The organism is Pseudomonas auratipiscis, assembly GCF_036324085.1.
GTDB classification, from domain to species: domain Bacteria; phylum Pseudomonadota; class Gammaproteobacteria; order Pseudomonadales; family Pseudomonadaceae; genus Aquipseudomonas; species Aquipseudomonas auratipiscis.
In genome coordinates this window covers 482,929-495,223 of record NZ_JAZDCU010000002.1, presented here as the reverse complement: position 1 = coordinate 495,223, position 12,295 = coordinate 482,929, and the positions used below count along the sequence as shown (strand labels likewise).

Below are 12,295 nucleotides of genomic sequence, written 5' to 3'. Positions count from 1 at the left end.
AATCGCGAGGTGGTGATCGAGGCGCGCGGGATTTGTAACCGCTTCGGCACCCAGAGCGTGCACGAACAACTCGACCTGGACCTGTTTCGCGGCGAGATACTGGCTGTGGTGGGTGGTTCCGGCAGTGGCAAATCAGTGCTGTTGCGGAGCATCATCGGCTTGCGCCGCCCCAACGAGGGAAAGATAAAAGTGTTCGGCCAAGAACTCAGCGGCCTGAACGATGATCAGCGCTCAAAGGTTGAACGACGCTTTGGGGTGTTGTTTCAGAAGGGTGCCTTGTTCTCTTCCCTGACCGTCACCGAAAACGTCGCCTTGCCACTGATCGAGCATGCAGGCCTGTCACGTGCCGACGCCGAGCACCTGGCTGGGGTCAAGCTGGCCCTGGCCGGTTTGCCGATATCCGCCGCCGACAAATATCCCTCGTCCTTGTCCGGCGGCATGATCAAACGCGCAGCGCTGGCCCGAGCCTTGGCCCTGGATCCGGATATCCTGTTTCTCGATGAGCCCACCGCGGGCCTGGACCCAATCGGCGCAGCGGCGTTCGATCAATTGATTCTTACCCTGCGCGACGCCTTGGGTTTGAGTGTGTTCCTGATCACCCATGATCTGGATACCCTCTACACAATCACCGACCGGGTGGCGGTGCTGTCGCAGAAGAAAGTACTGGTCGCAGGTCCGATTGCCCAGGTCGAAGACACCGACGACGCCTGGATTCACGACTATTTTCATGGCCCTCGCGGCCGTGCGGCGTATGTGGCCGCCTCAGCAGCAAAGGAGCGCTGAAATGGAAACCCGTGCACATCACGTGCTGATCGGCCTGGTCACGGTCATTGTGGTCGCCGGCGCCATGCTGTTTGGCCTATGGCTGACAAAGTCCAGCGTCGACGCCACTTTCAAGGATTACGAGGTGGTCTTCAACGAAGCGGTGTCGGGTTTGTCCCGGGGCAGCTCGGTACAGTACAGCGGTATCAAGGTGGGGGATGTCACCAGTTTGCGTCTTGATCCCAACGATCCTCGCCGAGTGTTGGCTCAGGTGCGCTTGAGCGCCGATACGCCGGTAAAGGAAGACACCAAGGCGAAACTGACCTTGACCGGCATTACCGGTACCTCGTTCATCCAGCTCAGCGGCGGTACACCACATAGTCCCGAGCTCAAGGGCAAGGATGGCAAGCTGCCAGTGATCGTTGCGTCGCCATCACCTATTGCTCGCCTGCTGGATGACGGCAGTGATCTGCTGACCAACATCAACATGCTGGTGCACAACGCTAACAAGCTGTTTTCCGAAGACAACGCCGCCAGCCTGACCAACACCTTGAATCATCTTGAGCAAACCACTGCTGCATTCAGCGAACAGCGTGGCGATATTCGTACCGCGATTCAGCAATTGGCCCAGATCGGCAGCCAAGCCAGCTCCATGCTTGAGCAGACCAGCGAACTGATGCGCAATGCCAATGGCCTGCTGAGCAACCAGGGCAAGCAGGCCTTCGGCAGCGCGGAACAGGCCATGCAGTCGCTGGCGCAAAGCACTGCGACCATCAATAGCCTGATCAACGACAACCGTGAAGCGCTGGATGGCGGCGCACAGGGGCTCAACCAACTGGCGCCTGCCATTCGCGAACTGCGCGAGACCCTCAATTCGTTGAAAGCTATCTCCCAGCGCCTGGAAGCCAACCCCAGCGGTTACCTGCTTGGCCGTGACACCAACAAGGAGTTCACCCCATGAGTCGCACCTGCCGCTACCTGGCCCTGGCTGTGGCGCTGAGCCTGGGCAGTGCCTGCTCGATCCTGCCCAAACCGGAGCCTGCCGATGTCTACCGCCTGCCGTTGCTACAAGTCACTCAGCCAGCGCCAGCGAGCAGTGCAGCGAACTGGTCGCTGCGCCTGAACAAGCCCTTGGCCAGTGATGCCCTGAACAACCCGAAAATTGCCGTGGTGCCACAGGGTGATTTGATCAGTCACTATAAGGGGGCACGCTGGAGTGATCCGGCGCCCCTGCTGCTGCGCAACCGCATGCTCGATGCCTTCCAAAGTGATGGTCGCGTGCCGCGCCTCAGTGCCGACGACAGCAACCTGCAGGCTGACTATGAGTTGGCGGGTGAGCTCCAGGCATTCCAGAGCGAATACCGTGCCGAGGGACTGATGGTGGTGATCCGCTACGACGCACGCCTGGTGCAAGGGCGCGACCAGCGCATCCTTGCCAGCCGACGCTTTGAAGTGCACCAGCCGCTTAGCGACAAGGATGTACCAGCAGTGGTCAGCGGCTTTGGCGCTGCCAGTGACAGGTTAATGGCGCAACTGGTCGACTGGACCTTGGCCCAGGCCAACCGAGCGCAGGTTCAGGCGAAGAACCAGTAGCAGACGCAGATAGCCGCGATGACCCCGGACAACTCGGCAAGCAAGGCGCAGCCCACCGCGTGGCGGGCACGCTGAATGCCGACAGCGCCAAAGTAGACTGCCAGTACATAGAAGGTGGTCTCTGTGCTGCCCTGGATAGTTGCGGCCACCAGTGCCGGAAAGCTGTCGACGCCGTGGGTCTGCATGGTTTCGATCAACATCGCCCGAGCGGCACTGCCAGAGAAGGGCTTGACCAGTGCAGTCGGCAAGCCTTCGACAAAGCGCGTATCCATACCCAGCCACTCAACCACATGCCGAATGCCATCCAGACTCAGCTCCAGGGCCCCTGAAGCGCGCAGCACGCCGACTGCGCAGAGCATGGCAACCAGATAGGGCAGCAGGCTTTTGGCAACGTCAAAACCCTCCTTGGCGCCTTCCACAAAGGTTTCATACACCTTCACCCGCTTGAACGCACCAATCACCAGAAACAGGATGATCAAGCCGAACAAGGTCAGGTTGCCCAGGATCGACGACAGCCCGGCCAAGGCGGTGGCCGAAAGGGTGCCGAGAAAAGCCATGAAGCCGCCCAGTATCAGGGCGCCAGGAATCAGATAAGCCAGGACTACCGGGTCCCAAAGACGCAGGCGTTGCATCACCGCGACCGAAAGCAGACCCACCAGGGTCGAAGCACTGGTCGCCAGCAGGATTGGCAGAAATACCAGGGTTGGATCGGTGGCGCCTTGCTGGGCGCGGTACATAAAGATAGTCACCGGCAGCAATGTCAGGGAAGACGCATTGAGCACCAGGAAAAGAATTTGCGCGTTGCTAGCCGTAGTCGAGCTGGGGTTGAGCTCCTGCAGAGCGCGCATGGCTTTCAGGCCAATGGGTGTGGCGGCGTTGTCCAGGCCCAGGCCATTGGCGGCGAAGTTCAAGGTAATCAAGCCCAGTGCTGGATGGCCGGGTGGAACTTCGGGCATCAGACGGGCGAAGAGCGGGCCGAGAACCTTGGCCAACCAATCGACAATGCCTGCCTTTTCGGCAATCTTCAGAAAGCCCAGCCAGAGGGTCAAGGTGCCGAACAGCAAGACCATGACTTCAACCGACAGTTTGGCCATGGCGAAAATGCTCTCAACCATTGCGGCAAAGATCCCGGCATTGCCACCTATCAGCCATTGCGCCAGCGCTGAGACGGCTGCGACCAAGAAAAAACCAAGCCAAAGGCCGTTGAGCATCCGTTGTTCCCCCACAAAGTTGCGACGAATGATAACGGCAGAGGTCGAGCAATGCACCGCTGCAAGATGGTTGAAAGCCGATCAGGGATCTGGGCAAGGCCTACAAAGAAAAAGCCCCGACCAGGTCGGGGCTCATTCAGTCAGCCAGGCGATGTCTCAATCGTTGGCCGTCTTACCAGCAGGCACCGCTTCTTTGCTGCGCCAGTGCGGCAGCGAGTTCCAGTAGCGCTGACCTTTGGCGTCGTCGTACATGCCTTCCCAGCGTGCGATAACCAGCACAGCCAGGGCGTTACCGATCACGTTCAGTGCGGTACGGGCCATGTCCATGACACGGTCGACACCGGCGATGAATGCCAGGCCTTCCAGCGGAATACCAACGCTGCCCAGGGTGGCCAACAGAACCACGAAGGAAACACCCGGTACACCGGCGATGCCCTTGGAGGTAACCATCAGGGTCAGAACCAGCAGCAACTGCTGGCTGATCGACAGGTCGATGCCATACAGCTGGGCAATGAAGATGGCCGCGATGCTCTGGTACAAGGTAGAGCCGTCGAGGTTGAACGAATAACCGGTCGGAACCACGAAGCTGCAGATGGCTTTCGGCGCACCGTAGGCTTCCATCTTCTCGATCACTCGCGGCAGCACGGTTTCGGAGCTGGCGGTGGAGTAGGCCAGGACCAACTCATCCTTGAAGATACGCATCAGCTTGATCACCGAGAAGCCAAACAGGCGGGCGATCAGGCCAAGGACCATGAAGGCGAAGAAGGCGATGGCGAAGTACACCAGCAACACCAGCTTGGCCAACGGCAACAGCGAGGCAAAGCCGAAGTTGGCGACGGTCACGGCGATCAACGCGAACACACCGATTGGCGCGTAGTTCATGATCATGTGAGTGACCTTGAACATGGCTTCGGAGACGCCCTGGAAGGTTTTCACCAACGGGTCGCGGATGTCTGCCTGCAGGCTCGACAAACCAAGGCCAAACAATACCGAGAAGAAGATGATCGGCAGCATTTCGCCACGCATCAACGCTGCGAAGATGTTCGACGGAATCAGGTTGAGGATCGTCTCGATGAACGCGTGCTCATGCTGAACCTCGGCCGCGGTCGCCTGATATTTGGAGATATCGACGGTACCGAGGGTACTCATGTCGATACCTGCACCCGGGTGGAACAGGTTAGCCAGAACCAGACCCACCACGATCGCGATGGTCGTGACCACCTCGAAGTAAATAATGGTCTTCAGACCGATACTGCCCAACTTTTTCGCGTCGCCTACCCCGGCGATACCCACAATCAGTGACGAGATCACGATTGGGATGACGATCATCTTGATCAGGCGAATGAAGATGTCCCCAGCAGGTTGCAGGACGTTACTGATCCACCATGCCTTTTCTGCACTGAAATGATTCAGTAAAGCGCCGATCGCAATCCCCAGTACCAGACCGATGAGGATCTGCCAGGCGAGGCTTAGCTTTGCCTTCTTCATGTCGTTACCTTTTCTTCAAGTGGACACGGGCGTCTGACAAACAACCGCGACCTAGACCTGCTCAAGCGTCATTTTGATCGTGAATGGTTATTGGCAGATGACTCCGTAGAAGGTCACCGCAGGCGAGCGTAGGAACGTTCGGCCCAGCGAAAAAAGGCGCAACTATTCCCACGTGAGGGGGGGGCGTCTAATGCCGTAAACGACTACCCTATGCCGAATCGGCATGATCCTTTTACGCCAAAACGAGCGTCCCAGAGGGCTTTTTAGCGAGCGTTCGGAAATCCGACGATGGCCAAAGCGCCACATTTCGGCAGATTTAGACGTATCCTCCTGAGTGGAAAACACGGTTGTTCGACAATCCGAATGCGTGAAAGCACCTCGATCAAGCACCCCTGGCGGGGTGAAAAAATATCGATGTACGGTCGCATGAAAATGTGCCTACGCACGTCTGGCGGGAAAGCTTGGGAAAATAGATAGCTAACGATCAATGCTCACAGCGATACGGAAGCTCGATCAAACACCTTGCCTGAAAAGCAGTTGTTCGACCTGAGACTTCCGCTATCGCTTCACCTGACCCGGCCCTCGTCGGAGGCACTCCCTGTACCCCTAGGCCTCTCCGATCCTGAAACAATCAAAGCTGCCCGGCCCCTTGGTCATGCGCCTGCCGTCCTCGGGCGGACGCAACATAGAAGCGTGAAACAGAAAAAGGTTCAGCTTCTATATATGTACGTAAATGGCGACGCCACTCAGTACCTGCGTTTATTCAACCTCTACCACGACGACCAAAGAAGAAGGAGGCTATGAACAGCACCAGGAATACGATGAACAGAATCTTCGCAATACCGGTAGCGGCGCCCGCGATACCACCGAAGCCCAACACTGCAGCGACAATGGCGATAATCAGAAAGGTGATAGCCCAACTCAACATGGTGATTCTCCTTACCGTTCTTGAAATAAATCCTCGGACAATGCTTAGAACACCCAACGATCACGCGGTGTAGTGGTATCCACCGAGGCGGCACTCGCGGCCTGCGGCCGAGATTGCATAAGCATCGGAGGGTTAGCCACCGGCGCCTTGATTACCAAGGCGGCTCGAACTGCTATCTCGTGAGCACTCTGTACGACTTGCCAGTTGTGATAGAGCTGGCCAGCAATGAGGGTTAGCAGCAGCGTCAAACTGAGGAGCAGTCCCTGGCGCAATTGATGTGGCGATAGTTGCACTAAGGTGGCGGTGTGGCGGTTCATGCCGTGCTCCTCCTGCTGCATTCATTGTTGTCTTGCAGTAGTTATTGCAGAGTGCATGCCAGTCACCGCTTTAAAATATTTTCTATATAAATCAATAAGTTAAAAAATAAAGACGAATTATTTGGTGCGTATCCTGCACGATGCCCGTTGGGCGACCGTGCGATTTGCATGATTAACCTGAGACTTTGCTGGCGATCTTGAGCATGTCTGCGTCAACACCTCGTACGCCGCGAATTTGCCGTGCCACTTCCACCGCAATGGTTTTCTGTTCACTGCTGACTACCTCGCCAGACAGGCGCACGACGCCATCTTGGGTGGCAACCTTAATATTCGGGCCGTCGAGGTTTCGGCTGTACATGAAGCTGGTCTGGATCTTGTCATTGATCCAGGCATCACTAAGCTGTGGGTCGATCCGTACCTGTTGCTGTTCTTCTCGCAGCTTGGCCATATCAGCGGCGCTCAGGCTGATCAGGTTATTGACCAGAAACACCCCCTCTGTGGACCCCGCCAGAACGCCCGCCAGTTCCTTGGCCTCAGCGCTGTTCACCTGGCCTCGCAAGGTCACCACGCCGTCGCGGCTTTCTACTTCTATAGGTACCGCCTGGGTATGGGTACTCCACAGCAAGCGTGCCTGAATGACTGAAGCCAGCGTCGCGTCTTCCAAGCGCTGGGCGTAAGCACGTCGCTCCAGAGGCTGCTCGACCAGCTCGGCATTCACCCGCAGTTGGTTCTCAACGCTGTCGATACCGCGGGTCGCCAGGGCAACTTGCTCGGCCAGATGCCGCTCGACTTGGTTTTCGACTTCGCCCTGTAAATACGCGGTTTTTCCTTCAACCCGCACTTCTATCTTGTAGGGATTGAGCAGCCGATTCAGTGCCAGCGCAGTTTGCAGCCCGCCCTCCAACCGCGCTTGGTGAGCGGGCGTAGGGAGGGATTCGGCGGCAGAAGCAGCCAGCGGTAGCGAAAGCAACATGGCAGCAGCAACTGCCAGTCGGTATGGAGCAGCCATGGGAAAACCTCCTACAGAGCACAAACCAGTTGGACAGCTGTGTGCGCCGCAAGGTCCTACAAAGGAGATCACTCTAAAGTTTTCAATGAGTTAGATATGTGGATAGACAGGAGCTACCATGCAGTGATCGGAATAAATCAGAGAAAGGCATGCAACTTGCCCGATTTCTCCGGCACTAAGTAAAGATCAATCTAAAAGGAGCGTAGGAAATGGAGTCAGCCCAGGAACATCAAGGCCGTATCCTGTTGGTGGACGACGAATCTGCCATTCTGCGTACCTTCCGATATTGCCTTGAAGATGAAGGCTACAGCGTGGCCACCGCCACCAGCGCGACGCAAGCCGAGACGTTGCTTCAACGCCAGGTCTTCGACCTGTGTTTCCTTGATTTGCGCCTGGGCGAAGACAACGGCCTGGATGTACTGGCACAAATGCGTATCCAGGCTCCCTGGATGCGCATCGTCATCGTAACGGCCCACTCTGCGGTCGATACCGCCGTCGACGCGATCCAGGCCGGAGCAGCGGACTATCTGATCAAGCCTTGCAGCCCTGATCAGTTGCGTCTGGCAGCAGCCAAGCAATTGGAGGTACGCCAGCTGTCGGCGCGGCTTGAAGCGTTGGAAGGAGAAATACTCAAACCCAAGGACGGCCTGGATTCGCACAGCCCGGCCATGATGGCTGTGCTGGAAACCGCCCGCCAGGTGGCCAGCACCGATGCCAACATCCTGATTCTCGGAGAATCCGGCACGGGTAAGGGCGAATTGGCCAGAGCGGTTCACGGCTGGAGCAAACGCGCGCGCAAGGCCTGCACAACCATTAACTGTCCTTCGCTCACTGCCGAGTTGATGGAAAGCGAGTTGTTCGGTCATAGCCGCGGCGCGTTCACCGGGGCCAGTGAAAGCACCCTGGGCCGAGTCAATCAAGCCGACGGCGGCACCCTGTTCCTCGACGAGATCGGAGACTTCCCGCTGACGTTGCAACCCAAACTGCTGCGCTTTATTCAAGACAAAGAGTACGAACGTGTCGGCGACCCGGTTACCCGCCGCGCCGATGTACGCATTCTGGCCGCCACCAACCTCAACCTTGAGGACATGGTCCGCGAGGGTCGCTTTCGCGAAGACCTGCTTTATCGCCTGAACGTGATCACGTTGCATCTACCTCCGTTGCGCGAACGCAGCGAAGACATCCTGACCCTCGCCGACCGCTTCCTTGCGCGCTTTGTGAAAGAGTACTCGAGGCCAGCACGCATCTTCAGCGAAGAAGCGCGGGCAGCCCTCCTCAATTACCGCTGGCCGGGGAACATCCGCGAATTGCGCAACGTAGTCGAGCGGGCCAGTATCATCTGCTCTCAGGAGCGGGTTGAAATCAGCCACTTGGGCATGGCGGAACAACCGGCCACCAACGCGCCACGTGTCGGTGCCTCGCTGAGTCTCGACGAGTTGGAACGTGCCCATATCGGAGCGGTGCTTGCTACCAGTGAAACCCTGGACCAAGCCGCAAAAACCCTGGGTATCGACGCCTCGACGCTGTATCGCAAACGTAAGCAGTACAACTTATGAAATGGTCGATGAAGCTGCGTACGCAGCTTTTTCTCAGCATTTCGGCGCTGATTACAGTAGCGCTGTTTGGCTTGCTACTTGGCCTGGTCAGTGTTTTGCAAATGGCTAACACCCAGCAAGCGCTGATCCGCGAAAACGCTGCCACCCTGGATCTGGGCCTGAAGCTACGGCAAAACCTTGGCGAACAGCTGACATTGATGCTGAACGAATCAGCCGATATGAACGCACTTGGCAATCTGCAGGCGCAGTTTCAAAAGCTGTTGGACGAAGGGGTCAAACGGGGTAAAAGCCATGATGCCGACGCCGGTTTCGTCAGTACCAATGCCCTTTATCAGCAGTACCTCGAGACCTTTAACGGCACCCCGGTTCCCGCCCATGGCTTGGGGCCCGAACAACCGCTGGGCAAAGCATTCGGGGCGCTGCGCAGCAGTCTGGTCGATGCCCACAAGCGAGCGCTCGAGCATATCAATGATAATGAACAGCGCAGCTATGAACGCGCCTTGATGATTTCAGCGCTGCTCGGCCTGGTGGGTTTAAGCGTACTTATCCTGGGCTTTGTCACCGCCCATAGTCTGGCTCGACGCTTCGGGCAACCTATCGAGGCCCTGGCCAAAGCGGCTGACCAGATAGGCCAGGGCGACTTCAAAATCACCTTGCCGACGGCCCATGCGCTTGAGATCAACCAACTGACTCGGCGCTTCGGCTTGATGGCTGAGGCCTTGAACAAGCATCAGGCAACCAACATCGACGAAATGCTCACAGGCCAGCAGCGCCTGCAAGCGGTGCTCGACAGCATCGACGACGGTCTATTGATCATTGATCGCCAAGGCCACCTTGAGCACATCAACCCAGTGGCCCGCCGTCAGCTGAGCTGGGATGACAGCCGCCTGGGTGTCGGCCTGAGCGACGCCTTGCAGCGACCGGGTCTGGAGGAACAGCTGCAACGGGTGCTTCGCGGCGCGAGCCTTGACCGGGTACCTGAGGACCTGAGTCTGGAGATAGATGACGAACCGCGGCTGCTGGCTTATCGCATGACCCCTGTTTGCCATCCTGACGGGCAGATCCTCGGTGCGGTCATGGTACTTAATGACGTGACTGAGCAGCGCATCTTCGAGCGAGTACGCAGCGAGTTCGTCCTACGTGCTTCGCACGAACTGCGCACTCCGGTCACCGGAATGCACATGGCCTTCGGACTGCTGCGAGAGCGGCTGACCTTCCCTGCGCAAGCGCGAGAGACCGATTTGCTCGATACCATCGGCGAGGAAATGCAGCGCCTGACGCAACTGATAAATGACCTGCTGAACTTCTCCCGCTACCAAAGCGGGCAGCAAAAGCTGGAATTGATGCCCTGCGCTGTCGACGAGTTACTGGCCCGTGCCTGCACGCGATTTGCCGGCCCCGCCAGTGACAAGCAAATCGAACTTCAGGTAGAACTGGCGACGCCGCTGCCACATATCCAAGCCGATCCTGCGCAACTGGATCGGGTCATTGACAACCTGCTCGACAACGCCGTTCGCCATACCCCAGTGGCCGGCAGTATTCGCCTGCATGCCAGGCGGCAAGCGGAACGGGTCATCATTAGCATTGAAGACAACGGTGAAGGTATCGCCTATAGCCAGCAGGGGCGGATATTTGAGCCGTTCGTGCAGGTAGGTCGTAAAAAAGGGGGAGCGGGTCTGGGACTGGCACTGTGCAAGGAGATTGTTCAATTGCATGGCGGGCGCATGGGTGTTTATTCCCGCCCCGGGCAAGGCACTCAGTTCTATATGGCCTTGCCAGTTTGAAACCGCACAGCACCCTCAGGCTTCATCGTCGATCCGCCGCGGCGCCATGCGCCGCCCCCGGGTGATCAACTCGACGAACTGACGGGCACTGAGCGGATGTGCAAATAGCCAGCCCTGGCCATAATCGACACCTTCGCTGTTGAGCAGCAAGGCCTGGTCTTCGTATTCAATGCCTTCCGCTATGACCCGCAACTGCAAGGCATGCGCCATACGAATGATGTGGGGTGCCACACCGCTGCTGGCCGCATCATGTCCAAGAGCGTCGATAAAAGCCTTGTCGATTTTCAGGCAGTCCACCGGAAGTGTCTGCAAGTAAGCCAGGCTGCAATAACCTGTACCGAAGTCATCGATCAATACCTGGTGGCCGCACGCCCGCAAGGACTGTAAGTTGTCACGAGCAACCACGACGTCGATCAGGCCGCGCTCGGTAACTTCGAACGCAATCTGACTGGCAGAGACATGGTGCATTGCCAGTAGACGTGCAGCCACTCTGCCAATCCTCGGCACCATCACGTCACAGGCGGCCAGATTGACCGATACGTACAACTGCCGATTGGAGCGCAGAAGCTGCCCTAACTGTTCAAGTACCCGCTGCAACACGAAGTCAGTGATCGGTCGAATCTGCCCGGTGTTTTCCGCCAGCGGGATAAATAGGTCTGGGCTGGTCAAAGTGCCGTCCGGTCGACGCCAGCGCACCAACGCCTCAGCCCCGACACAGCGACGGCTATTGAGCTCGAAGATCGGCTGGTACAGCACCTGCAATTCGCCCCGACGCAGCGCGCCCTGCAGTTCGGAACTCATCGAACGCCGCTGACGTACCAACTGCAGCACCAACCAACCCAGGCACCACGCCAACACCAGGCTGCCGGGAAAAAGCAGCCACAACACCCCGTTCATCTTCAGCGGCAAACTTGCACGCGGCACGATCAACGCCAACTCATAGTCGGGCGACTTGGTGGGCATCAGGTAAACCAGTCGGTCGGGCAATTCCAGCAGCGAGTCCTTGGATTTCGGCGGCCAGTCAGAGGAGGGCGGCCAAACCTGAGGAGGACCCAGCACCGGCACAGCCCGCGTACCGTTATCCAGCACCACCAGCAAGCTACCATCGGGAGGTAGATCGACTACATCCGTCAAATGCCCGCGCGAGGTAGCTACCAGGAATTTGCCACGTCCCAGCATCAGCGCGGCAATGTTGTCATCTGGCTCGGTGGTGGTGTTCAACCAATAGCTATAGGTCGGTCCATGAATATCCGGAGGTCGCAAAGGGCTGATGGTACGCTGCCCAATTCGATTGGAGCAGGCCACCGTGCCATCAACGTAGGCTGCTTCATAGACGAAGCGATAATTGAAGCCAACCATCTGCAAGACATTGAGCATCGCTGCGTCACAACCGCGAAGCGGTTGCGCTTCCAACTGATCAACACCTTCGCGCAGTTGCCCGAAAATCTGCTCTAAACGCTCGAGAAAGCGCTCGCCCTTGGCGTTCATCTGGTCGCTTTCACTCAATTGCATCTGATGCATGGCCACGCCGATGCTGGCGAGCAGCAACAAGATTGCGCTGGCCGAAGCCGCAAGTGTGGCCAGTAACCAGGGACGGTAGAGCAAGTGGCGCAGCACAGAAATAGCAGCTGACATCAAGAAACACCC

General features: G+C 57.7%; 11 protein-coding genes. 5 read left to right on the top strand and 6 right to left on the bottom strand.

The window, feature by feature from the left end:
- Nucleotides 1-9: 9 nt before the first annotated feature.
- Genes V0R60_RS04755 through V0R60_RS04745 form a run of 3 tightly spaced genes read left to right on the top strand, consistent with a single transcriptional unit; the run spans nucleotide 10 to nucleotide 2,355 of the window.
- Complete coding sequence (locus V0R60_RS04755) at nucleotides 10-783, top strand: ABC transporter ATP-binding protein (protein WP_371922343.1); 774 nt, start codon at nucleotides 10-12, stop codon at nucleotides 781-783.
- Nucleotide 784: 1 nt separating this feature from the next.
- Nucleotides 785-1,723 carry an MlaD family protein gene (locus V0R60_RS04750; RefSeq protein ID WP_136473910.1) on the top strand — a complete coding sequence of 313 codons (939 nt, stop codon included), beginning with the start codon at nucleotides 785-787 and terminating at the stop codon, nucleotides 1,721-1,723.
- Nucleotides 1,720-2,355, top strand: a complete 636-nt coding sequence (locus V0R60_RS04745; RefSeq protein ID WP_330078762.1) for an ABC-type transport auxiliary lipoprotein family protein — start codon at nucleotides 1,720-1,722, stop codon at nucleotides 2,353-2,355. The genes V0R60_RS04750 and V0R60_RS04745 overlap by 4 nt, the downstream gene beginning before the upstream one ends.
- Here V0R60_RS04745 and V0R60_RS04740 read toward each other — a convergent pair.
- From V0R60_RS04740 to V0R60_RS04720, 5 genes are all read right to left on the bottom strand, one after another.
- Nucleotides 2,337-3,566 carry a nucleoside recognition domain-containing protein gene (locus V0R60_RS04740; RefSeq protein WP_136473908.1) on the bottom strand — a complete coding sequence of 410 codons (1,230 nt, stop codon included), beginning with the start codon at nucleotides 3,564-3,566 and terminating at the stop codon, nucleotides 2,337-2,339. The genes V0R60_RS04745 and V0R60_RS04740 overlap by 19 nt on opposite strands.
- Nucleotides 3,567-3,722: 156 nt before the next feature.
- Nucleotides 3,723-5,054 (bottom strand): glutamate/aspartate:proton symporter GltP, encoded by a 1,332-nt coding sequence (gltP, locus tag V0R60_RS04735; protein ID WP_136473907.1) that lies wholly within the window; start codon nucleotides 5,052-5,054, stop codon nucleotides 3,723-3,725.
- Between the two features lie 763 nt (nucleotides 5,055-5,817).
- Nucleotides 5,818-5,982 (bottom strand): DUF1328 domain-containing protein, encoded by a 165-nt coding sequence (locus V0R60_RS04730; protein ID WP_136473906.1) that lies wholly within the window; start codon nucleotides 5,980-5,982, stop codon nucleotides 5,818-5,820.
- 44 nt (nucleotides 5,983-6,026) lie between these two features.
- On the bottom strand, nucleotides 6,027-6,299 hold the full coding sequence (locus tag V0R60_RS04725; protein ID WP_136473905.1) for a hypothetical protein: 273 nt from the start codon (nucleotides 6,297-6,299) through the stop codon (nucleotides 6,027-6,029).
- A 172-nt stretch (nucleotides 6,300-6,471) separates the two neighbouring features.
- A complete protein-coding gene (locus tag V0R60_RS04720) occupies nucleotides 6,472-7,308 on the bottom strand; it encodes a BON domain-containing protein (RefSeq protein ID WP_136473904.1) in 837 nt (278 codons plus the stop codon).
- A gap of 209 nt (nucleotides 7,309-7,517) precedes the next feature.
- On the opposite strand from V0R60_RS04720, the gene algB reads away from it, so the two are divergent.
- Nucleotides 7,518-8,864: a sigma-54-dependent response regulator transcription factor AlgB gene (gene algB, locus V0R60_RS04715; protein ID WP_330078763.1), complete on the top strand. Its 1,347-nt coding sequence runs from the start codon at nucleotides 7,518-7,520 to the stop codon at nucleotides 8,862-8,864.
- Complete coding sequence (locus V0R60_RS04710) at nucleotides 8,861-10,648, top strand: ATP-binding protein (RefSeq protein WP_136473902.1); 1,788 nt, start codon at nucleotides 8,861-8,863, stop codon at nucleotides 10,646-10,648. The genes algB and V0R60_RS04710 overlap by 4 nt, the downstream gene beginning before the upstream one ends.
- A 15-nt stretch (nucleotides 10,649-10,663) precedes the next feature.
- Here V0R60_RS04710 and V0R60_RS04705 read toward each other — a convergent pair whose 3' ends face one another.
- A complete protein-coding gene (locus V0R60_RS04705) occupies nucleotides 10,664-12,283 on the bottom strand; it encodes an EAL domain-containing protein (RefSeq protein ID WP_136473901.1) in 1,620 nt (539 codons plus the stop codon).
- Nucleotides 12,284-12,295 lie beyond the last annotated feature (12 nt).

Coding starts and splice junctions, on each gene's coding strand:
- V0R60_RS04720 (WP_136473904.1), bottom strand. CDS start 7,308: ATGGCTGCTCCATACCGACTGGCAGTTGCTGCTGCCATGTTGCTTTCG.
- V0R60_RS04705 (WP_136473901.1), bottom strand. CDS start 12,283: ATGTCAGCTGCTATTTCTGTGCTGCGCCACTTGCTCTACCGTCCCTGG.
- V0R60_RS04725 (WP_136473905.1), bottom strand. CDS start 6,299: ATGAACCGCCACACCGCCACCTTAGTGCAACTATCGCCACATCAATTG.
- V0R60_RS04730 (WP_136473906.1), bottom strand. CDS start 5,982: ATGTTGAGTTGGGCTATCACCTTTCTGATTATCGCCATTGTCGCTGCA.
- algB (WP_330078763.1), top strand. CDS start 7,518: ATGGAGTCAGCCCAGGAACATCAAGGCCGTATCCTGTTGGTGGACGAC.
- V0R60_RS04740 (WP_136473908.1), bottom strand. CDS start 3,566: ATGCTCAACGGCCTTTGGCTTGGTTTTTTCTTGGTCGCAGCCGTCTCA.
- V0R60_RS04710 (WP_136473902.1), top strand. CDS start 8,861: ATGAAATGGTCGATGAAGCTGCGTACGCAGCTTTTTCTCAGCATTTCG.
- V0R60_RS04745 (WP_330078762.1), top strand. CDS start 1,720: ATGAGTCGCACCTGCCGCTACCTGGCCCTGGCTGTGGCGCTGAGCCTG.
- gltP (WP_136473907.1), bottom strand. CDS start 5,054: ATGAAGAAGGCAAAGCTAAGCCTCGCCTGGCAGATCCTCATCGGTCTG.
- V0R60_RS04750 (WP_136473910.1), top strand. CDS start 785: ATGGAAACCCGTGCACATCACGTGCTGATCGGCCTGGTCACGGTCATT.